Raw genomic sequence first — 22647 nt, forward strand, 5'->3', positions numbered from 1 at the left:
GCCGAAGAGCTGCTCTGCGAACGCCTGCTGATGCTCTGCGAAGACCGTCTGCGCGAGCAGGCGATGCGCCATTTCGGCTTCACCGGCGGGCTGATCTGAGATGGCGCTCGAACTCGCCGGCGTCGCCATTGACCAACTGGTCAGCCTGGAGGCGAGCGAAGTCGCGCGTTTCGTGCGCCACGCAGTGCCCGGGATGAACGGCGAACTGGCGCAGGATCTGGGCCGGCCGAGTGTGCGCATCCGCCTGCGCGGCATCTTCTACGGCAGCGACGCGGCCGATCGCCTCGGCCAACTGCGCAGTCATCTGCTGGCCCGCCAGCCGGTCGATTTCCTGTGCGAACTGACCGGTGAAGGCTATTTCGCGCAGGTTATCGTCGACCAGCTCGAAGTCGCCGAGCGCGCCGGGCGGCCGGACGAATTCGACTACGAGTGCGTCGTCACCGAATACGTTCCGCCGCCACCGCCGCCGGCGAGCAGCCTGCTCGACGGAATCGACGCCGGCCTGCTCGACGAGGCGACGGCGATGATGGACGACATCCAGAACGCCCTCGCCGAAGTCGCCGGCCTGGCCGGCCTGCTCGCCGGCGCAGCCGATTTCGCCGATCCGACGACGCGCCTGCCGGCGATGCTCGACAGCTTCACCGGCCTCGCCGGCGGCGCCGGCGGCACGCTGCGCGGCCTGGGAGACTTGCTGTGAGCGGCGCCAGCGCCAGTCTGCCAAACCTGCAGCGGGCGAGCAACGCTGCGGCGAACGTCCAATCGGGTCTGAACGGCTTCCTGCGCGTTGCTGGCGGGCTCGCGGACGGCGGCGCGGATTCGCCGCTGCACGCGCTCGGCCAGGCACTTGGCGGTCTCGAACAGGTGCTCGAGATCGACCTCAGCGGGCTGTCGGAACGCCTGCCGGCAACGCTGACGAACATCGAGCAGACCCTGCCGGCCGATGCCCTGCGCTTCGTCGAAGACCTCAAGGCGCATTATCAAGAGGTCGTCGGCTTTCTCAACGCGAGCGAACTGCTGCGCCAGATCAGGCCGGGAACGACGCTGCAGGAGACCGCACTGGGGCTGATCGACGACTTGCTCGAGCTGCTCGGCAGCCGGCTGGACACGCTCGGCGCCTCGCTGCTCGACGCGGCGACGCTCGAACGCGTGCGCCGGGCGCTCGCCGCGCTTGACGACCTGGCGGCGGGAAACCCGCTGTCGGCCGACGAGCTGCTCGACTTTCTCGGCGAGAATCTGCTCGGCGTCGCGCCCGAGCTGCTGCAGCCGGCCCGTCACCATCTGGCCGGCGCATTGGCACTGCTCGAGCCGCTGACGGCGGCGGCGCTGGCGACGACGACGGCGCCGGCGAGCGCCGCGGCGGCCCTCGCCTGGCGCCAGCTCGGCCAGTCGCTGCACGACTTCGACGCCGACGACGCGGCTGCCTATGGCGTCGTGCAAGGCGAACTCGACGCGCTGCGCGCGGCGCACGAGGCCGCCTTTGTCGCTCTTGAGGAAGTCCTGCAGAACCTCAGCGCTGTGCTCGCCAGCGCGCAATGGGAGACGCTGTTCACCGCCTACGCCGAGGTGCTGCGGGCCATTCCGCTGCCCGCCCCGGCGACGCTGGACGACGCCGTCGAGGCGCTCGCCGGGGCACTCGAAATGCTCCTCGCGCGCCTGACGATGAGTCTGTCGCCGGCCGATCTGGCGGCGCAGGTCGCCCGCCTTTCGGCCGCGCTGCACGACATGTTCGCCGCTTCGCCGCTCGCCCAGGTACGCCAGATCCTGATCGACTTCATCAGCCAGGTGCGCCAGCGTATCGAAGCGGTGCCGGTGGCGGCGGTCGAGACGGCGGTGCACGCGATGCTGCAGACGGTGCGCCAGCAGATCGACGAACTCGGCATTGGCGAAGTGCGCAGCCGGATCAACCAGGCGTTCGCGCAGGCGAACGATTTCGTCGATCAGCGGCTGAGCGACGATCTGCTCGACGGCGTCAATGACGCTCTGGCGTCGGCGCTGGCGCAGTTGCAGAACGTTCCGATCGCCGAACTCGGCCAGGAACTGGCCAACGCGGTCGGCGAGGCCGGGCAGGTCGTCGCCGATCTGCAGCGCCAGATGGCGGCCGGGCTGGACGAGATACGCACGCTGCTCGCCTCGCTCGACGGAATCGACTTCCGTCCGCTGGCCGACGAGGTGATCGACGAAATCGACGCGCTGACCGCGAAACTCGCCGCGATCAAGCCGGAAGCGCTCTCCGACGGCGAGCGCATCGCGCTGCAGGCGGGCCTCTCGCTGTTGCGCGCCGTCGACCTCGAAGGAATGATCGAAGGCGAGCTGAAGACCGGCTTCGCCAGCGTCGAGAACGAACTTGCGCAAGCGGTGCGCAGCGTTCTCGACGCCTGGCTCGAGTTTCGCCGCCGCATCGGCGGCCTCGACGGATCGGCACTCGCCGCGCCGGTGAACAGCCTGCTCGATCAGGTCGGCGAGCGCGTCCTGGCGCTCAACGGCAGCCTCGTCGTCGCGCCGCTCGAAGAACTGCTCGCGCAGCTTCTCGCCAAGGCGCAAGCGCTTTCGCCAGCGGCCTTGCTCGAACCGCTGGAACAGCCTTACGCACGCGTGCTGCAGACGATAGAGCGGGCCAATCCAGCGGTCTGGGTCGAGCCCTTGCGCGTGCTGCACGGCGAAATCAACCGCCTGATCGACCTGATCGACATCACGCCGCTGTTGACGGCGCTTGCCGAAAAGGAAAGGCAGGTCTTCGCCCAGTTGCGCCAGCAACTCGTCGGCGCGCTCGACGCGGTCGATCTGCCGCCGCCGCTCGACGCTTTCTACGCGCAGATGAAAGCGCTCGTCGTCGGCCTGAGCGATGCCGTATTCAGCGATCCCGAGCTTGCCCTGCGCCAGGTCAACCTGGCGATGGCGGATTCGCTGCGCCCGAGTGCGCTGTTCGCTCCGCTCGACCAGGCTTTCGACCGCTTGCTGGCGGCGCTCGAGGCACTGCCGGAAGACGACATCGTGGCTGCGCTGGAGGCTTTGCGCCAGGGTTTGGGCGCCGCGTTGCCGGCGCTCGATCCGGCCCGGCTGATCGCCACGCTGCGCGCCGCGCATGGCCGGCTGGCCGCGCTGGCGCCGGTCAACCTGCCCGGCGTCGTCGGCCTGCCGGCGCTGCGCGCCGGTCTGGAGGCCAGGCTGGCGCTGTCGTCGGCCGACGCCGCCGCCAAGGCGTCGTTGCTCGCCCGTTTCGACCTGACGCTGGCGCCGCTCGATCCGACGCTCGCCGGTGGTCGACTGCAGCGCGTGCACAGCGCGCACACCAGCGCCCTGGCGGCGCTGCGCCGGCGCATCAATGCGCTCGACAGTGCGCCCGCAGAAGGCGAGTTTCAGCGTCTGAACAGCGCGCTGACGCGCCTGCTGCCGGATTTCCTGCGCCAATCGACGGCGCTCGAGGCGGCCGACGTGCGTGCCGCGCTCGCCACGCTGCGACCGTCGACCAAGGCGCGCCGCATCGATCTCGCTTACGAGCGCTTCCTGGCCCAGCTTGCGCCGCTGCAGGGGGCGCTGGAGACGGCGGTCAATGGCTTTTTCGGCGAGCTTCGGCAGGCGGCGCGGGCGCTTCATCCGGATGACCTGAAGTCGGCGCTGGCTGAGGTCTACGCCAGCGTGCGCAGCAAGCTGGCCGTCCTTGATCCGGACGAAGTTGCCGCCGCGCTGCGCGCCAGCGTCTGGGACCCGCTGCTCGAACCGCTGCACGCGCTCGACCCGGCGGCGCTCAAGCCGCCGCTCGACGCGCTGTTCCGCAGCCTGGTAGACAAGATCGGCGCTGGCGGGCGCCGCCTGTTGCAGCAGATCAGGCAGGTGATCGACCTCTTTCTCGGTCGCCTCCGGCAGGCGCTGAGCGGCGTTCTGGCGACGCTGAAGGAAAAGATCGGGCTCATCCTGGCCGGCGTCGAGCAACTGCTCGGACAGATCGATCAGCTCGTCGTCGACGATCTGTTCGAGCGCCTGCTCGCCTTGCTGGCCAACCTGCAGATCAGCTTCGAGCAGGAACTCGAGCGCGTGCATCATCAGTTCGACGCGATGCTGGCGGCGATTCCGCTGTCCGGCTCGGCACAGGTGTCGATCGGATGAGCGCGCTTGCCCGCTTGCGCGCCTGGCAGGCCGAACAGGCCGCGCTGCGCCAGATCGTCGTCGAGGACGGGCTGCCGAGCGCGGTGCGCGAGGCCGGCGGACTGTCGCGCTACACCTGGCAGGCCGGCGAGCTGGCCGAGATCGTCGAGGCCGACGGCGAAGCGTGGCGCTACGCCTATGGCGCCGACGGGCGTCTGCTGGCGGTCGAGCGCAACGGTCAGCGCTGGGCCGACTACCGCTACGACGCCAGCGGCCGCCTGAGCGAAGTGCAGCGCGCGGACGGGCCGCTGGCGCATGCCTACGACGAGCAGGGCCGGCTGCAGCGCACGCTGCGCGGCGACGCCAGCCCGCTGGTCTATCGCTGGCAGGGAGAGCGCGTGCTCAGCGCGCGCTGTGACCGCGAAGAAAGCCGTTTCCACTACGACGATCAAGGACGTGTCGTCGGTGTGGACCAGCAGGTCGACGGGCGCCAACTGTCGCTGCGCCGCAGCTTCGACCAACAAGGGCGGCTGGCCGAGCTCGTTTTCCCGCAGTGGGAGCAGACGATTTCCTTTGCCTGGGACGAACGCGGTTGCCCGGCGGGAATCGACTGGAACGGCCAGCGCATCGTCGCTTTCGGCAACGACCCGGCGCACCGGCGCACCTGGCAGCGCGGCAGCGACGGGGTGCTGCTCGAGACCTGGCACGAGGCGAGCAGCGGGCAGGCCGTCGACCAGCGGATGACGCACGCCGGAAAGCCGCTGTGGCGCTGCCGGCTGCAGCGCGACGAGGCTTTCCGCCTGATCGGCGAAGGCGAGCGCACGTATGCCTACGATGCCGCCGGACGGTTGAGCGAGGTGCGCGCCGGCGAACGCGTCTGGCGCTACGCTTGCGATGCGCGCGACAATCCGCTGCCCGATCCGGCCATCGTACAGGGCGTCGAGCACGACGCCGCCGGGCGCATTCGCCTGGTCCGCCAGGGCGCGGTCGAGCGCGTCTTTCGCCACAATCAGGCGGGCGAACTGCTCGAAGTTCTGCACGACGGCCGCCGCGTCGCGCGTTGCGCTTACGACCACAAGGGGCGGCTGGTCGTCAAGGCAGGTCCGGCGGGCGTCGAGCGCTACCTGTACGGGCCCGACGACGCGCTGCTCGCGGTGGCCGACGGCGAAGGGCGGCCGCAGTTGATCTACCTGCGCCTGCCGACCGGCATCGTCGGCCTGATCGATTTTCGCGCGTCGACCGCCGGCCGCGCGGTTTGCCTGCACTGCGACGTGCATGGCAACCTGATTTTCGCCGGGAGCGCCGAGGGGACGGCCGCGGGGACGATCGCCGGCCCCTTCGCCAGCGACGCCTTCGGTCTGCCGCTGCAGACGCCGGACGAACTGCCCTACCTCTATCGCGCACGCGTCTGGCACGCCGACCTTGGCCTCTACCGCGTCGGCGGTCGCTGGTACGACCCGCTGCTGCGCCGCTTCCTGACGCCCGATACCTGTACCGGCGCGCCCGACGATGCGCGCCTGGTCAATCCCTTCCGGCTGGCCGGCGAGCAGCGCATGGCGCGTGCGCAGATCCTCGGCGACTGGCTGCGCCAGCCCCGGCTGCGCAATCGCTGGGCTTTCTGCGCCAACGATCCGGTCAACCGCTTCGATCCGGACGGCCACTGGAGTTTCGGTGGCGTCATGCTCTCCGTGCTCGGCGTCCTGTGGACCTTGCCGAACACCGCTTTCGGCCTCGCCGTCGAGGTCAGTTGCCTGATCGGCGAAGTCGTTCGCTGGCTCGTCTGGCTGTTTTCCGGCGGCAACGCGAGCTGGCAGACGCCGGGTTTCGACGTTGCCGCCTCGGGGCGGCTGAATGCTTTTGCCCTGGTCTTCAAGGGTGGCTGGCTGGGCTCGTTCGAGAATCTGCTCGGCATCACCTTCGGCAACGTCTTCTTCGTCAACGGCGAGTACGAACAGCATCCCGACTGGCAGCGGCTGCCCGATCCGGTGACGCCGTCGGCCTACGGCGGGACGCAGACGATCGCCAAGAGCCAGGCGCTCTACGAACACGAATTGCGGCACGTCAATCAGTACAGTTGGTGGGGACCGTTTTTCCACCTCGGCCTGCCGCTGTTCGGCGTCTATGAGTGGGACGTCATTCTCAACGGCTATCAGAACGCGAGTCTGGAAGAAGACGCGCGCGCTCACGGCGGTTTCTGATGGCCACGCCGCGCCCGCAGTTTTCGTTTGCCGCCGGTGCGCTGAGCAGCGACTCGTCGTCGCCGGTCGCCGGCCCGCTGCGTTTCGTCGTCGAGCGCAGTCTGGACGTGCCGATCGATGGCCTGCGCGTGACGCTTGCGGCGAGCGGCGGCGTCGCGCCCGGCGACCCGGTCGAGCTTGCCCTGGGCGACGAGGATAGTGTCGAGCGCGTGTTTACCGGCAGCGTCGCCGAAATCCGACCACGCCTGGGCGGTTGCGCGATCTTCTGCGTCGGCACGATGCTGGCGCTGGTCGATCTGCGCGTCTCGTCTTCCTATCGCGACACCAGCGCCGGCGACGTCGTGCGCGACCTCGTCGGGCAGGCGGCGCTGAGCGTCGGCGAGATCGACGACGGGATCACGCTGGCGCGCTTTGCCGTCGAACGCCGGCTTGGCGCGCACGCCCAACTGCGCCGACTGGCTGAGCGGCTCGGTTATTCGCTGTTTGCCGACCGCCTTGGCAAGGTTCATTTCCGCGCGCTGGGCGCGGCCGCCGGGTTGCGCGCCGGCGGCGCCGCGGCGCTCGCCGGGGCCGCTGCCGCGGCGTCGACGGCGCTCGGCACGAACGCCAGCGGCGCTTTCGCCTATGGCCGGCATCTGCTCGCCGCGGCTGGCCGGCAGCGCCCGGCGCTGGGCCGACGACTGCTGGTCGGCGGCGAGAGCCCGATGTCGGGGCAGGGCGAGGACAAGAGCTTCTGGCTGACGGCGACCGACAGCGACTTTCAGGATGCGGCCGGCGACGGGCCGGAAATGCTGATCACCGATCCGACGGCGCGGACGAAGGACATGGCGGGCCGCTTCGCCGCCGGTTACGCGGCCAGCCTGGCCAATCGCAACAGCGAGTTGCGCCTGCGCGTGCTGGGCATGCCGGGGCTCGAGCTGGGTGACCCGGCGAGCGCGGCGGATGCGCCGGAAAGCGGGCTGAATGGCGGCGGCCATGTGCGCAGCCTGCGCCACTGCTTCAGCGCACGCGAGGGTTTCGTCAGCGAAATCGGCGTTGCCCGCGGGGCAGGCGAATGAACGACCTGCTCGAGCTCATCCGGCGCTGCGTGCGCGAGGAAATTGCCGCCCGGCGCGGACCGCAGTTGGCGACGGTGACCGCGCTGAGCGCGCACAGCGCGAGCGACGATACGGCCAACTACGAGGCCGACGTGCGCCTCAAACACGACGGTCTGGAAATTGCGCAGGTGCCGATCGCCGTCAGCCACGTCGGTTTTGCCGCGCCGCCGCGTGTCGGCGATCTGGTCCTGGTCGAGTTTGTCGACGGCGACCTGCAGCAGCCGCTGATCACCGGCCGCTTCTACCACGACCAGGAAAGGGCGCCGCTCTTTCGCGACAACGAGGTGCTTTTCGAGCACCGCCTGGCCGACGACACGGTCAACCACCTGCGTTTTGCCGACGATGGATCGATTTTCCTGCAGCGCGAGGTGAAGAAGCGCGAAGACAACAGCGAGTTCACCGCCGGCCTGCGCATTGCGCCCGACGGCCTGATCGAAATCAAGGCGGGGAGCAAGATCAGCGTCACGCTCGACGGCAAGAACGAAAAGGTGACGATCGTCTGCGACGGCAAGCCGATCGATCTCACGTGCTCGAAACTGACCGTAGACGCCGATGTCCAGATTCGCAAGACGCTCACCGTCGATGGCGACGGAACGATCAAGGGAACCGGCAAGATCAGCAGCGTGACGATCTCCGGCACCGACATTTCGGGGGGCGCCTGATGGCTGACATGACGCTCGACGGGACGCTCAACCTGATGGGTACGCTGAGCTTCAAACCGAGCGCCGGCGGCAAGCTGCTGATCGGCGCGGCGGCGAGCGAAGCGCTGGTCGAAGTGACGCCGAGCGATCCGCCGCAATGCACTTCGGCGCCGCCGGTCATCCTGCCGCCCCCGCCGGCTTCGCCCCTGCAGCCGCAACCGACGGTATGGATCGTCAACAGCTTCAACAAGACGGTCAAAGCGGGAAACCGCAACCTCGTCGCGCTCGGCATGGTGCTGCAGGGGCAAGCCGGCGCGCCGGTATGGCCGGGAATGCTGCTGCCGAGTACGGGCAATTCGACGGTGACGGTGAACCACATCCCGGTGAACGTGGTCAACGATAAGGCGGTGATCTTCCCGTCGGGCGGATCGGCCACCTTCACGACGAGCGGCCAACCATGAACAGCCCAGCCCTGCAGATCGTCCAGCCAGTCGATGGCAGCGCTTTTCCCGCCGGAACACCGGTCGCGCTGCGCGCGCGGCTGACCGGCGATGCCGCCGGCCTGTATGTCAAGTGGTATTCGTCGCTCAACTCGGCGGCGACGGCCGAGCACCCGGAGCTGAATGTGGCCGACCATTCGCTCGCCATGCTCGACTGGAGCGCCGCGCTGCCCGAGTTCGGCAGCCACGCGCTGGTCGTCGCGGCGCTCGACCACGCCAGCGACACGGCGGCCGTCAGGCGCTCGGCGATGGCCGGCGGCGCTCCGCCGGAAGCGCCGCAGCCCTGCGTCGTGCACCGCCTGGTCGCACAGATCCGCACGCCGGCGACCGATGGTCAGGTGGTGTCGAAGGGCGCCTGCACTTTCGAGTTCCTGGCGCCGGCGCGCTGGGCCAGGGAAACGCCGCCGGCAAGCAACAACTGGGTCGCCGATGCCGACTACCAGCGCCTCAACGGCATCTCGTTCAGTCTGCGCCTGGCACCGGCCGGCCCGCCGGACGCCGCGCATACGGCCGAGTGGTCGCTCGATCTGGCCAGCCTGCCGTTCTTCCGTGCCGACGACGCCACCTGGCTGCGGCGCAGCGGCCCGCTGCCGGGCAATCTGGCCACCGGCAACTATCTCCTGAGCCTGTTCGTCAGCGTCGGCGGGGCGAGTGCCGTGGCGACCCGGCAACTCGTTCTCGTGGCCTGAGGGAGAGCGCGAAATGGCCAGCGAACGAGGGCAGCTTTTCGGCAGCGACCTGCGGCTGCGCGACGGTGCCGGCGGGCTCGATCTGAGCCTCGAAGGCCCGGTCGGCTGGTCGGGCGATCTGGCGCTGGCGCACGGCAACGACAACATCGTCCAGGCGCTGACGCTGCGCCTGCGCGTGCGCGTCGGCGAACTGGCGCCGCTCGGCTGGCCGGACTACGGTTCGCGCCTGCACGAGCTGATCGGCGAGCCCGACCTGCCGCGCACTCGCCTGAAGGCGCAGGCCTTCGCGCGTCAGGCGATCGAGGCCGATCCGCGCGTCCGCCAAGTGTCGGCCCTGCACGTGTTCGCGCTGCCCGGCGAGCGTTCCGTCCTTCGCCTGGCGCTGGAAGTTGCGCTGATCGACCAGCCGACGCCGCTGAACCTGGTTTTCGACCTTGCCCTGGAGGGACCATGATCGACCCCGGACATCCCTTCTCGAAGTCTTTCCAGAGGCTGGTCGATGGGCTCGTCGGCAGTCTGCAACTCGGTGTCGAGCAAGCGGCGGCGCTGGAGCTGATCTACCGCAGCGGGACGACGAGCTATTCGCTGCACGGCGTCGGCCCGCTCAGCGGGCTGGCCGAGCAGATCACCGGTTTCGTCGCCGGCCGGCCGGCGGTATTCAAGCTCGGTCAGCACTACACCTACGCCGTCGGCCAGCTCGTCTGGCAGCCGCTGCCGGCGGCGGCCGACCCGGAAATCGCTGCCAGCTGGTTTCCCGACGACAATTCGCGCCTGAACGTCGGCTACTACTTCCGCGACCTGCCTTCCGGAATCACCGACTTCAACGCCGGTAGCGTCGCCGGTACGCTGGTGCGCTCGCTGGCGCGCGAATTCAAGCTGCTCTACGAGCAGATGGACCAGGCGTATCGGCGCGCCTTCATCGATTTCGCCGAGGGAGCGGCGCTCGACAATGTCGTCGCCCTGCTCGGCGTAGCGCGCAACCAGGCGCTGCCGGCGCAGGGCAAGGTCACTTTCTGGCTGAGAAAGGCGCCGCGCAACGACCTGGCGATCGCCGTCGGCACGCGCGTTGCCGACGCGCGCGGCCGTCTGTTCAAGGTCACCGCGCCGGGCGTCATCCGCGCCACGCTGGTCGAGGAGGTGGCGGCCGCCGGCAAGGTGGCGCACACCAGTGTCGCCATCGCGAATCTGCTGCACGTGCGGGTGAAAGGCGGCACGAGCAACCTGGCGACCATTCCGAGCAAGGCCGGCAAGCCCTTCGGCGACGACGAGACGACGATCACGCTCGCCGCCGTTCCCTCTTCGTCGATGCTGGTGGTCACTTTTCAGGCGCGCCGGCCGCAGGTCGAGGTGCCGGTCATCGCGCTCGACAATGGCCCGGAAGGGAACCTCGGTTCGGGCAGCCTGACCGTCATGCCGACCCCACCGCGCGGCGTCGATGGCGGCGTGGTCAACGAGCAGCCGCTGAGCGGCGGTGTCGCCGCCGAAGGCGACGAGCAACTGCGCGAGCGCGCCAAACACGCGCTCGAACGCGCCGGGAACGCAACGCTGAACGCCATTCGCTACGCGGTGATGACGATCGACGGCGTAGACAGCGTCGAAGTGCGCGACTGCTCGCTCGACGCGGCGATTCCGCTCGGCGAAGTCTGGGTGCGCTTTTCGACCGGCAAGCCGGATCTCGTCGGGCCGCTGGTCAGCGACATCGTCGAGCGGACGCGCGCGGCCGGCATCAAGGCCGTCGTCAGCCAGGTGCGCACGGTCACACTGAGCGGCAGCTTCCTGGTCATCGGCGACGCCAGCGGCAATCTGGCCGACGCCCGCCAGCGTTACCGACTGGCGGTGATCGCCGCGCTCAAGGCGCTTGCCATCGGCGAAGCGGTATCGCCGCGCAAGCTCGCCGCGCTGGCTTTCCGGATTGCCGGCCTGGCCGACACCGGCGAGGTTCAGCTCGACTATGTGCGCGGCAGCGCGGCGCCGGCGGCGGTCGACCGCGACCCCTTCGTCATCGACACTGGCGAACAGGCGCGGCCCGACGAAGGTGCGCTGAGCGTGCGTTCGCTGCACGCGCTGCACGTTTCGACCGCCAGTCTGGCGGTCGACGGCCGGCTGACGCTGTCGCTGCGCGTCACCGACGACGACGGCCTGGCCTTGCGCTTTCGCAACTTCCAGCTCGCGCTGCTCGCCACCGTGCGGGCAAAGCTGGCGAGCACGCCGAATCAGCCGCTGCAGCAGGTCGCGCAGGTGGCCGGCACGGTCACGCTGGCCGCCGCCGAGCAGGCGACACCGGTCTTCGCCACGGTGCTCATCGCCAACCGCGCCAGCCTCGACGCGGCGAGCGCCGAAATCGTCGTGCAGGCCGCCGCCTATCCGGGAATCGTTCCCGCTTCGGCGCACCTTGCCTTGTAGCCGGGAGAAGACGCCGTGTCGTTCAAGACCGACCGCCTGAGCGCCCTTTTTCCGGACGTTTACGCCGCGCGCGAAGGCGACTCGCTGCTCCACCGCCTGCTCGACGCGCTCGCCGCCGAGCTGCTGCACAGCGACGCGGCGGTCAAGGATCTGCTCAAGTCGCACTGGATCGATCACGCCAGCGGGGGCGGCCTCGATGGTCTCGGCAGCTTGCTCGGCGTCGCGCGCCGCCGTCTGCCCGACGGCACGCGCGAGGGCGACGACACTTTCCGGCCTCTGCTCAAGTCGACCGTTCTCTCTTTTGTCGGCGGGGGCACGGTCGAAGCGCTGAAGGGTGCCATCCGCGCCGCGCTTGGCCTGCCTTACGACCTGGCGCTGTTCGAGCGTCAACTGGTCGGCGCCGGCGGCAAGACGAGCACGGGGATGGCCGATCTGATCGCCGGCCTCGACCGACTGGTAAGGATCGAAGAGTTCTCGCCAAAAGCCGAAGTCGTGCTGGGCAACGCGCCGGCCAGCGCCGGCGGCAGCAGCGTGACGCTGGAAGTCAATTTCGCGACGATAGAAGCGGTCGCGCCGCGCATCGAATGGAGCTTCACGCAGGGTGCCGGGCGCCACCTTTCGCTCGTCCGCCAGGACTCCGGCGCGGGAGTCGCCTCGCGCGAGGAGTTCGTCGTTCCGCAGGGCAGCACGCTGGTTCTCGCCGAAGACGCGAGCGGCCGCTTCTCGGCCTCGATCGGGACGAGCGAGGTCAGCGACTGGTTCGTCGATATCGGCGGTACGGCGCCGGCAGTGCTGCCGAAGGTTCCCACCGGCGATTCGAAATGGGTCTTTTCGGCGGCGCGCGCCGGCGAGTTCGGTTTTTCGACCTACGACAGCGGCGAGACCTTCGACGCGCCGGCTTTCGCCATCCGCATGGCATGGATTCGCTATCAGCCGCTGACCTTCGATGTCGTCGTTCCATACTTCGTCGACGCGGCGGTCAAACGCATCCTGGCGGGCACCGGCTACGAAAAGCGCTTCCGCGTTTTTGCCGGCCTCTCGCTCGACGCCATCCAGCGCGTGGTGGACAGCAAGCGGGCGGCCGGCGTGCGCGGCATGGTACAGTATTCGCTCTCCTTGCCCGGCGAATCGTTCGAGCGGGTCCCCTGGGAAGATCATGCCGCGGGCGAGCACTTTTCCGCCGCGCTCGATCACCGGTACGGCGAGCAGCACGATGCGGACGAAGACCTGCTCGTCGGCGCGCTCGGAAGCGCGCGCGAAGTGCACGACGCGCATGAACGCTTCGCGATCGGCGGCGTCTTCGACGTTGCCGTCTCGGATGGCAGTTTCGGCTTTCAGTAAACCATTCCAGGAGCGATGAGATGCAGGAAACCATGGATATGCAAGGCCGGCTGCGTTTGCTGGTCGAAGACCGCGACGGTCGCATCGTCGCCGATCGGACGCACGCCAACCGCATCGTCAAGTCCGGACGGCAGCTCGCCGCCCAGTTGTTTGCCGGCGTCACCGGCACGCCGCCGTCGAAAGTCAGCCACATGGCGGTCGGCACCGGCGCCGACCCGGCCACCGACGACCAGACGGCGCTGCTCGCCGAACGCGACCGCAACGCCGTTTCGGCGCCGATCTACACTGAAGTCGTCGACAGCGGCGGGATCAAGCGAATCAAGGTCAGCCTGCAGACCGTGTTCGATTTCGGTGAGGCGAACGGCGCCGCGCCACTGCGCGAAGCCGGCATCTTCACCGCCGAAACGGGCGGGACGATGTACAACCGGGTGGTCTTCGATCCGGTGACCAAAGCCGATACGTTCAAGCTGACGCTGATCTGGGACGTCGTGTTCTAAGCGTTTTTCGAGGAGCTACCGCCATGCCACTGAGCCCCGATCTACCGTTTCCGAAGAGCGCCGGCGACGCGATTCGCTCGAAGGACTGGAACGACCTGGTCACCGAAACGCAACGCCTGGACAACGCCAAGGTCAACCGGGCAGGTGACGCAATCAGCGGTCCGCTGACCATCGCCGGCGCACTCGCGGTCGGCACGACGACGCCGGGCAGCCGGCTGCACCTGGTCGACAGCAACACGCCGGCGGTCTTGCGCATCCAGAGCACGCGCGCTTTCGGCCAGGGACAGATCGAATTCTGGAGCGATCCGCAAGGCAGCGCGACGGAATGGCGCCCAGCCATGCTGCAGTCGATCGACCTCGGTGGTTTCACCGGTGGTCTGGCCTTTCTCACCAACGGCAGCGGCGCCGCCAACCGCACCGGCCAGGTTGAGGCGCTGCGTCTGGTCGACGGACGGGTCGGTATCGGCGTTGCCACGCCAGCGTTCAAGGTCGATGTCGGCGACCGCATCCGGCTGCGCCAGGGTGTTGGCGGCACCGCCGGCCTCTGGCTGTACCAGACGACACCGAGCGAGGACCGCGCTTTCGTCGGCATGGTGAGCGACGACGCGGTTGGTTTCTGGGGCAGCAAGGGAATCGGCTGGGGGCTGAGCATGGACGTCACGCACGGCAGCGTCGGCGTGCGTACCTCGGCGCATCCCGACGTCGGACTCTACGTCAATGGTACCGACAAGACCTACGGCCTCTACGTCTACGGAGCGTCGTCGCAGAGCCTCTACGTCAATGGCAATGCCTACATCGCCGGGCGCGCACGCGACCAGAAGATCCGCTCGTCGGTGGCGACCGGCAACCAGGTGAGTACGGCGAGCACTGGCTATGTCGATATGCCGAACATGAGCCTGACGATCAACGCGGCGATCGGCGCCTATTTCCAGATCAACGTCCAGATCAACGGCGTACAGGCCACCGGCGGGACGACGATCGGCGCCTATTTCCGCCTGCTGGTTGACGGCGGCGTGCAGGAAAGCACACGCCAGGAGTTCAACCACAACGGTTGGGAACTGCGCGGCGTGACGCTCAGCCGACTGCTCTACCTGGCCGCCGGGTCGCACACGATTGCCGTTCAGTGGGCGGTCACCAGTGGAACCCTGACCTGCTGCTGGTACGGCGACATACGGCAGATTCAGGTCATCGAACAGTAAGCGGAGGTCAGCATGTATCTGGTTATCGACAAGCGAAGCAAAACGATTCTGCACATGTCGAATTCGTTTCCCGGCGAGGAGAAGGCGGCTAAAGACGTCTTTCCCGAATTCGATCCGGCGACGATGGATTTCGGCCGTTCGCCCGAGCAGTACGTACCGACCGAGTTCGCGATCGAGAACGGCGTGGTCAAGAACCTCGCCGCGCTGACCGCCTCGGTCAACCTCGTCGAGTCGATCGATCAGGCGCGCCAGCGCAAGCTCGCGCAGTTCTCCGATGCGTCGTTCGCCGCGCGCCGCGAGCTGATCCCCGATCACGAACTGATCAACGCCGCGCTCGGCATCTACGACGCCGAGCGCGTGCAGTCGATCCGCCGCACGGTCGAGGCCTTTCGCAACGAATACCACCGCTTGGCCGCGGCGGTTGGCAAGGCGGGCTCGCCGGGCGAGCTGGAAGCAATCAAGGCGTCTTTCCCGAAAAGCGTCGTCCAGCCGGTCGTCGGTGGCGCGGCGCCGAATACGGTCGGCGCGCAAATCGTGCTCCGGGCGAAAAGCTGATGACGCAGGGTGATCTGGCGATGGAAGACCGCCTGCGGCGACGCCTGCGCGAGCTGCGCGCCGAATACGACAAGGGACGCCAGACGCTGGACGAGCTGGAAGGGCAGGCGGCGAGCGTGCGCGCGACGCTGCTGCGCATCGCTGGCGCCGTCCAGGTGCTGCAGGAGGAACTCGGCGAGAGTCCGCGCGAGACGCTGGCCGCCGCTCCGTCGGCAGCCGATCCGCCCGCCGGCTAGGCCGCCGCCATGTTGCTCGCTCTGGAAAACGCCGTCGACGCGCTGCTCAGGAGCGAGTTGCCGGCGCTGTTCGCGGGCGCGGGCGCGGCGACCGCGAGCTTTGCCAAGCAGACCTGGGATTTCGACCGCCTGTCGGCCGACCCGCTCGCCGGAGAACCTGGTCCGCAGGACGCGGTCGACGACCTGTCGTTCGACCCGGCAGTGCCGGGCGGGCCGTATTTGTTGACGCGACCGCCGTACCCGGGCAGCAAACGCGTCTATCTGCGCTCGGCTGCCGGCGAACTCGTCGCCCTTGCCCCTTCCGAGGTAGTTTGGAATCCGGCCGATGCAGCGTCGTTCTCGCTCGCACCGCGTCCCGGGCGTGATCTTGTCGGCTTCAGCCGGGTGCAGGTTCTCTACGGCGTCGTCGCCGCAGCAACCCACCTGAAAGTGCGCCACCAGCTCAGCCTGCAGATTGCCGCGGCCGACGCGGCAGCGGCCGAAAGAGCTTGCGCGCTCGCCTTGTCGGTGCTCGTCATGCACCGCGCGGCACTGTTGCGCGCCGGCGGGACGAGCTGGACGGCCAACGGCTACCAGGCGGCGAGCGTGCTGAAGGCACTCAAGTTCGCCGCCGGCGCCGCGCCAGCCAGTGCGACGCGCAGCCTGATGCTCGAAGCCGAGGTCGACCTGCGCCTCGAACGTCTGCTCGGCGCCGACGAGGGGCATGCCATCCGGCATCTCGTTTCGCCCGGGCGCAGCTCCGGCAGCAAACCGATCGACGTCGATCCCGCCGTCCAGTCCTGACTGAAGCGGAGGCCACGATGGCACGCATTCACGCTTTCCTGCAGCTTGACCCCGAGCGCTCGCCCGAGCAGATCGATTTCCTGCGCAGCCGGGCGAGCGTCCTGCGCGAAGCCGGCGGGCAGTTCTGGGTCGAGCTCGACGAAGCGCAGGTCGCGACCTTCGTTGCCGAAGGCTTTGCGGTGACGACCGACGCCAACGCCGGCGTACTCAGCCTCGGCCCGCTGAGTTTCCGTCCGGCGAGCGAAACGCCGCAGCCGCCGGCGCAGCTCACCGCCGCCTTGCCGAGCGGCGAGCAGACGCCTTTCTGGCTGGTCCATTTCGTCGCGCCGGTCGACAAGGCGTGGCTGGTCGACCTCGTGCTCGCCGGCGCTGTGCAAGTGCAAGTGGTCGACGCCTGCAGCGCCGTGTTCAGCATGACGGCGGCAACGGCGGACGCTGTGCGCGCGCTGCCGGTGGTCGATTTCGTCGGGGCCTACCACCCGGCGTACGCCGTCGACCTCGATCTGGCTGGCGTCGATCAAGTGTTTACCGCCGCCTCGCTGGCGACCTTGACGTTGAACCTTCCGCCCGCCACCGGCGAAGGGAATCTGCAGGTGCAGCTTTTCGACGCGCTCGACGAGGCGAGCGTGCGCCCGCTGCTGGAAGCCGCCGGGGCTACCATCGTGGCCGAAACGGCCGGTGGTTTTCTGCTCAGCGTCGCGCCCGAGCGCTGTCCGGCGATCCTCGCCGTGCCCGGCGTCTTCCATGCGGCACTGCCCGCGCGCATCGATCTGTGCAGCCACCACGCCGGGGTGATCGTCGGCGCCAACCAGGTTCGCCAACTGGGAACGGTCAACTTTCTGGTCAATCTCGATGGGGCAAGCGAAATCGGCGCGGTCGTCGATTCCGGCTTCGACGTCGGCAGCCTGGCTGGCGCGGTCGTTCCGCTGACCGGCGCGATGACGCCGTTTCATCCCGATCTGGCGACCAGCATGCGCCTGCTGCGCAACAGCAACACGCCGCAAAACACGGCGCTCGGCGTTCCCGACGGCGCTCCGCACGGAACGCACGTGGCCGGCATCGTTGCCGGCGACGGTAGCGCTTCGGGCGGTGCCAACCGCGGGATGGCGCCGCGCAGCGCCTTGATCGGACTGGCTCCGCTGCCCAACAACTTCCGCGTCCCGTTCAACTTTGCCGAAATCAACGGCGCGCGCGTCATCAACAATTCCTGGGGCAGCTCGTTTGTCGGCGGCAACAACAACCGCTACACGCCTAACGAGTCGCAGGCGGTCGACCGCTGGTGCTTCGACCACCCAGACGTTCTCCTCGTCTTCTCCGCCGGCAACGACGAGAGCGATACCTTTGGCGGTGCCGATGGCGTCCTCGACGCGCGTACGCTGCGCCTGCAGGCGGCGGCGAAGAATGTCCTCGCCGTCGGCGCCTCGGAAAACCTGCGCGTGGACAGCGGTTGGCGCGACAACTACCGCGCGTTCTTTCCCGGCCGCTATTCGCACGCCGCATTCAACGTCTCCGCGAACGCGCCGGCGAACGCCTTCAGCATGTCGGACAACGCCGACGACATCGGTCTGTTCAGCGATCGCGGGCGCGTGCGGACGAACGGTCTGGTCAACACGAACCGGGTCAAGCCCGATCTCGTGGCGCCGGGGACGAACGTCCTTTCCTGCCGTTCGCAGTTCGTTGCCCAGCCGCCCGGTCTGCCGGCGCCGCCGATCGCGCCGGCGTTCTGGAACGCCAACTCGGACTCGATGCTGCCGCCCGGGCTGAGTCGCAACCTTTACCATATCCTGACCGGGACGAGCATGGCGACGCCGGTGGTCAGCGGTTCGGCGCTGCTCGTCCGCCAGTTCTACCGCACGCGTTTTGCCCAGATGCGCCGGCCGCTCTTGCTCGACGGCGTGCCGCTGCCGGATGCGGCGCCGCTACCGGTCTTCGGTCATCCGCCAGCGATTGCCCGGCACGCCGACGGGCTGGTCTGCGCCTGGCTGAGGCCGGCGCTGCCGGCCGAGCAGAAAAACATCGTCGGCATGCGCATCGGGCGCAATCTGGCACCGATCGATGCCCAGCCGGTGCATCTGCACGACGATGTCGGCGAGCACGCGGCGCCGAAGCTGGCCAGCGTCGGCGAGCGGACCTACCTGCTGCACCGGCAGCGCGACGGCAAGATGCGCCTGACGTGCTACGACCGGGCGCTGCAACTGGTCGCCGGCTTCGGCAGCGCCGGCAGCGTCGTCCTGGCGCCCGACGCGCGCACCGACGACGCGGTACCGCCCGACCTGATCGCAGTCGGCGAGCGGCTGGTTTGCGTCTTCCCGGCGGTCGGCGGCAACGGCTACTTCTTCCAGCGCTTCCGCGCCGACAACGGCAACGCGGTCGATGCCGCGTCGATCAGCTTCCTGTTCCACGACGCCACCGGTCCGCATCGTCCGCTGGTCTGGAACGGCAACTGCTTCACCGTCTGCGGCGTCGTGCACGCGGGCAACTACCGCCTGCAGCTGCGACAGATGAACGACGCCGGACAGGTGCAGGGCGCCGGCCCGCTGACCGTGCTCGAACAGGCCGCCGAGTTGCGCGAACCCTGCCTGCTCTGGGACCCGCGCGGGGCGCGTCACGTCCTCGTCTGGTGCGACGCGCGGACGATCGCCGGCGGTGAAATCTGGCTGCAGTTCCTCGACCGCAACGCAGCCGCCAGCGGCGCGCCACGCCTCGTCGTCAGCCTCGCCGCCGGTCAGCACCTGCGCCGACCGCGTATCATCAATCACCCGGACGGCGGATACGCGCTGTTCTGGGAAGACGACACGCAAGACGGCCACTACGACCTGTACCTGGCTTTTCTCGACGCCAACGGGGCGCCCGACAGCCGCCTGCCAATCGCCGCCGACGATGCGCTCGGCCGTCGTCTGCGCCGCCTGTCGGATACCCCCGGCGATACGGCCGGCTTTGCCAGCTTTGCCGACAGCGAAGGGTTCTCGCTGATCTATCAGAGCCCGGACGAGCTCAATTCCGACCGACTCGGCGTCTACCTGCTCAATCTGACGCGCGCCGGCGCTTTCGCCGCGCAGGAAGAGCCCACCACGCCGCTCCTGAAGAGCGGGCGCTACGTCGTCGCCACGTTGCTCGAACACGAAAGTACGGCGATTTCAGCGCTCTCGGCGGTGTGGAGCGGTGGCGCCTACTATCTGCTGCGTCAGGCTCCCGGCGACGACCTGCACGACCGGCTGCAGTGGTTGCGCCTGCACGCCGACGGGGCGATCGACGAGAGCTTCGGCGTCGCCGGCGTGCGCGAGCGGCCGACGACCTTCCTCGTCCTCGGTTGCGAAATGCTGTGGACCGGCAACGACCGTCTGATCTCGGCCGCCAACGACGCGCTGGGCGGCATCACGCTGCACCTGCACGACGCGCTCGGCGCACCCGTCGCCGACTTCGGAACCGGCGGTGCGGCGGCGCTGGTCGACAACGTGACGGTGCACGACCGGATCACGCCACAACTCGGTTTCTTCACGGCGCCGGCTTTCCACCTGGTCGTCGGTTACGGAACGACGCAGGCCGGTGTGCTGCAATTGCGCCAGCAGCGCGTCAACCGGCTCGGCGTGCGCGTCGGCACGGCGGTCAATCTGGCGCGCGCCGACGGCGTGGCGCGCCACGACTGGTTCCAGTACGTGAATAGCGAAGCGCGCTCGATTGCCATCTACCACCGGGTGAACGGCGCGCTGACGCGCGTCCATTGCCGGCGCTACCGCCTCGACGGCACGCCCGATGGGGCCGAGCGCAACCTCAGCGCGGCCGCCGGCGAAGCGATCAACGGCGTCATCGCGCGCCGGCCGACCGCCGCCAACTCGAGCAACCGCGAATATGCGGCGGCTTGGCAGTACCGCGCGAGCAACGCGGCGCGCTGGGAGATTCACTTTGCCCGCCTCGATCGGCAGGGGCAGCCGATGGCCAATCCACCGGCCAACGCGCCGCCGATGCCGGTCAGCGATGTGCCGGTGATCACGCCGGCGACCGCCGGCTGGAGCGCGACGCGCGACGCCGTCGAACCGCTGCTCGTGTGCACCTGCACGCACGAAGCGTGGGCCAATCCGCCGGCGGTGCTGCCCGCCGGGACCAGCTTGCCGGTATGGAGCCCGGCCTACGGCCTGGCCTGGATCGGCGTCGAAACCGACGGTTCGCGCCTGCTGTTCTTTACTGCGCTGGACGAGAACGGCCGCCAACTCGTCGTCACGCCGCCGCCACCGGCGGCTGGCCCGCTCGCGGCGCGCGCGCCGGTCGGCATCCTGCAGCTCAGTTCGCCGACGGCGCGCGTGCAGGATTTCAAGCTGGTCTGGAACGGCCGCGTCTTCTTCATCTCCTGGGTCGAGGAGGAAAGCGGACGTCTGCGGCACCGCCATACCGTGGTCAACCGGCACGCCAGCCAGAACGCCAACGAACTGCCGAGCGCCGCGCTGTTGCGTGCGACGCTGATCAACGGTGCGACCAACATCACGCCCGGTGCGCTGCCCGACACGGCCGCCGGCTACGGCTGGGGCCGGGTCAATTTGCGCCAGAGTCTGGCGCCGGCGCCGCCGGTGACGCTGCACGTGCGCGACGACTGCGCCATCGGTCCCGGTCGCAGTGTGCGCTACCGCTTCGTCCTGCCCGCCGGCAGCGCCTTGCTGCGCGTCACGCTCAACTGGACCGACCCGCCCGGGCCGCGCTTGATCAACCATCTGCACCTGAGCGTGCGCGCACCGGCGCCGACCGGTGCCGCCCAGCGACCGGAGTTTCGCGGCAACCTGTGGCAAACGGCGGCCGGCCAGACGCACCTGTCGCGACCCATCGCCAATCCGCCGGTCGCCGCTGACGCGCACGAGAACATCCAGACCTTCAAGCAGGTCGTCCTCGCCAACCCGCTCCCCGGTGAGTACGAGGTCGAGGTGTCCGCCGCGATCTTCCCGGCCGATCCGTTCAACCAGCAGAACCTGCAGGCTTTCGCGCTAGTCTTTGCCGGCAGCGGGCGCGAGCTGCGTTTCAACCAGCCGGCTCCGGCGGTGAGCGGAACCGGAATCTACTGAGCGGGGTCGGCGGGCCGGCAGCGCGCGACGCGTTCGCCCGCCCTGCCTGGGCCGCCTGCCCGGGCACGGCGGGCCCGGGCTTTCTCGCCCAAGCTTGCGCGAAAAGCGGATAATCGGCGTTTTTCCGGGGCGCCATTTCCCCGATGGAGTTCGCCGTGACCCGACCGTGCAACGACAGCTTTCTGCGCGCCCTGCTCAAGGAGCCTTGCCCGCACACCCCGATCTGGCTGATGCGGCAAGCCGGCCGCTACCTGCCCGAATACTGCGAAACCCGCCGACGCGCCGGGAGCTTCCTGAACCTGTGCAAGAATCCGGCGCTCGCCTGCGAGGTCACGCTGCAGCCGCTGGCGCGCTATCCACTCGATGCCGCCATTCTCTTCTCGGATATCCTGACGATTCCCGACGCGATGGGACTCGGTCTGTATTTCACCGATGGCGAGGGCCCTCGCTTCGAGCGGCCGCTGCGTGAAGAGTGGGCGATTCGCGACCTGAGTGCGCCCGACCCCTGGGATCACCTGCGTTATGTGACGGACGCGGTGGCCGAGATCCGGCGCGCGCTGAACGGTTCGGTGCCGCTGATCGGCTTCGCCGGCAGTCCTTACACGCTGGCGTGTTACATGGTCGAAGGCGGCGCGAGCAACGATTACCGCCGGATCAAGCGCATGCTCTACGAGCGCCCGGACCTGCTGCACCGGATACTCACGGTGACCGCGCAGGCCGTCACCGCGTATCTGAACGCGCAAATCGAAGCCGGCGCCCAGGCGGTGATGATCTTCGATTCGTGGGGTGGTTCGCTGTCGGCTGCCGCCTACCAGGAGTTTTCGCTCGCCTATATGGAAAGGATCGTTGCCGGTCTGACGAAGGAAAAGGCCGGCGAGCGCATCCCGTCGATCGTCTTCACCAAGGGCGGCGGTCTGTGGCTGGAACAGATCGCGCGCATCGGCAGCGATGCCATCGGCCTCGACTGGACGATAGACATCGGCGAGGCGCGCCGGCGGGTGGGCGATCGGGTCGCGCTGCAGGGCAACCTCGATCCGGGCGTTCTCTTTGCACCGCCGGAAACGATCGCCGCCGAGGCGCGCCGCGTGCTCACCAGCTACGGGGCCGGCGGGACGGGACATGTGTTCAATCTGGGCCACGGCATCTCGCAATTCACGCCACCGGAAAGCGTTGCCGCCTTGGTCGATGCGGTGCATATGATGAGTCGCGTCAAGGCTGGAAACGACGCATAAGAGGCCACTTGGAACGCACTTATTCACAGAATGTCCCACAGGTCAAGCCCAAGCGGCGCGATTTTTTGGTGACTTGGCGATAATTTTCAACGCATTGATTTAGAATAAGTTGAAAGTTGCACATTTTTTTGGCAACCGGCCTGAA

Annotated in this window: 17 protein-coding genes; all 17 read left to right on the forward strand. The window is 68.5% G+C overall.

Translation table 11 applies throughout. The features are described from left to right. Window positions 1-100 precede the first annotated feature (100 nt). The 17 genes from Q1L59_RS15275 to hemE all read left to right on the forward strand — a co-directional run bounded on the left by Q1L59_RS15275 (window position 101) and on the right by hemE (window position 22502). Window positions 101-697, forward strand: coding sequence for a DNA circularization N-terminal domain-containing protein (locus Q1L59_RS15275; RefSeq protein ID WP_300333795.1), 597 nt, complete (start codon window positions 101-103; stop codon window positions 695-697). Then, window positions 694-4104 carry a hypothetical protein gene (locus Q1L59_RS15280; protein ID WP_300333798.1) on the forward strand — a complete coding sequence of 1137 codons (3411 nt, stop codon included), beginning with the start codon at window positions 694-696 and terminating at the stop codon, window positions 4102-4104. Before Q1L59_RS15275 ends, Q1L59_RS15280 begins: the two co-directional genes overlap by 4 nt. Beyond that, complete coding sequence (locus tag Q1L59_RS15285; protein ID WP_300333800.1) at window positions 4101-6281, forward strand: RHS repeat-associated core domain-containing protein; 2181 nt, start codon at window positions 4101-4103, stop codon at window positions 6279-6281. The genes Q1L59_RS15280 and Q1L59_RS15285 overlap by 4 nt, the downstream gene beginning before the upstream one ends. Further along, the gene (locus Q1L59_RS15290; RefSeq protein WP_300333802.1) at window positions 6281-7339 is read left to right on the forward strand and encodes a hypothetical protein; all 1059 of its coding nucleotides are present in this window, start codon (window positions 6281-6283) and stop codon (window positions 7337-7339) included. Before Q1L59_RS15285 ends, Q1L59_RS15290 begins: the two co-directional genes overlap by 1 nt. Further along, window positions 7336-8040: a phage baseplate assembly protein V gene (locus Q1L59_RS15295; protein ID WP_300333804.1), complete on the forward strand. Its 705-nt coding sequence runs from the start codon at window positions 7336-7338 to the stop codon at window positions 8038-8040. Before Q1L59_RS15290 ends, Q1L59_RS15295 begins: the two co-directional genes overlap by 4 nt. Next, window positions 8040-8480 (forward strand): hypothetical protein, encoded by a 441-nt coding sequence (locus Q1L59_RS15300; RefSeq protein ID WP_300333806.1) that lies wholly within the window; start codon window positions 8040-8042, stop codon window positions 8478-8480. Before Q1L59_RS15295 ends, Q1L59_RS15300 begins: the two co-directional genes overlap by 1 nt. Further along, window positions 8477-9208 (forward strand): hypothetical protein, encoded by a 732-nt coding sequence (locus Q1L59_RS15305; RefSeq protein ID WP_300333809.1) that lies wholly within the window; start codon window positions 8477-8479, stop codon window positions 9206-9208. Before Q1L59_RS15300 ends, Q1L59_RS15305 begins: the two co-directional genes overlap by 4 nt. Window positions 9209-9221: 13 nt before the next feature. Then, a complete protein-coding gene (locus tag Q1L59_RS15310) occupies window positions 9222-9662 on the forward strand; it encodes a hypothetical protein (RefSeq protein ID WP_300333812.1) in 441 nt (146 codons plus the stop codon). Next, window positions 9659-11611, forward strand: coding sequence for a baseplate J/gp47 family protein (locus Q1L59_RS15315; protein ID WP_300333814.1), 1953 nt, complete (start codon window positions 9659-9661; stop codon window positions 11609-11611). The genes Q1L59_RS15310 and Q1L59_RS15315 overlap by 4 nt, the downstream gene beginning before the upstream one ends. Window positions 11612-11626: 15 nt before the next feature. Next, window positions 11627-12952 (forward strand): hypothetical protein, encoded by a 1326-nt coding sequence (locus Q1L59_RS15320; RefSeq protein WP_300333816.1) that lies wholly within the window; start codon window positions 11627-11629, stop codon window positions 12950-12952. Between the two features lie 20 nt (window positions 12953-12972). Next, on the forward strand, window positions 12973-13449 hold the full coding sequence (locus tag Q1L59_RS15325; protein WP_300333819.1) for a hypothetical protein: 477 nt from the start codon (window positions 12973-12975) through the stop codon (window positions 13447-13449). A 23-nt stretch (window positions 13450-13472) separates the two neighbouring features. Further along, on the forward strand, window positions 13473-14648 hold the full coding sequence (locus tag Q1L59_RS15330; RefSeq protein ID WP_300333822.1) for a hypothetical protein: 1176 nt from the start codon (window positions 13473-13475) through the stop codon (window positions 14646-14648). A gap of 12 nt (window positions 14649-14660) precedes the next feature. Next, window positions 14661-15203, forward strand: coding sequence for a hypothetical protein (locus tag Q1L59_RS15335; RefSeq protein ID WP_300333825.1), 543 nt, complete (start codon window positions 14661-14663; stop codon window positions 15201-15203). Continuing rightward, on the forward strand, window positions 15203-15439 hold the full coding sequence (locus Q1L59_RS15340) for a hypothetical protein (RefSeq protein ID WP_300333828.1): 237 nt from the start codon (window positions 15203-15205) through the stop codon (window positions 15437-15439). The genes Q1L59_RS15335 and Q1L59_RS15340 overlap by 1 nt, the downstream gene beginning before the upstream one ends. A 9-nt stretch (window positions 15440-15448) precedes the next feature. Then, the gene (locus Q1L59_RS15345; protein WP_300333830.1) at window positions 15449-16222 is read left to right on the forward strand and encodes a hypothetical protein; all 774 of its coding nucleotides are present in this window, start codon (window positions 15449-15451) and stop codon (window positions 16220-16222) included. Between the two features lie 17 nt (window positions 16223-16239). Next, the gene (locus Q1L59_RS15350) at window positions 16240-21270 is read left to right on the forward strand and encodes a S8 family serine peptidase (protein WP_300333832.1); all 5031 of its coding nucleotides are present in this window, start codon (window positions 16240-16242) and stop codon (window positions 21268-21270) included. Window positions 21271-21425: 155 nt separating this feature from the next. Further along, window positions 21426-22502, forward strand: coding sequence for a uroporphyrinogen decarboxylase (gene hemE, locus Q1L59_RS15355; protein WP_300333834.1), 1077 nt, complete (start codon window positions 21426-21428; stop codon window positions 22500-22502). The last annotated feature ends 145 nt before the right edge of the window (window positions 22503-22647 follow it).

It is taken from the genome of Accumulibacter sp., assembly GCF_029255125.1.
Classification (GTDB): domain Bacteria; phylum Pseudomonadota; class Gammaproteobacteria; order Burkholderiales; family Rhodocyclaceae; genus Accumulibacter.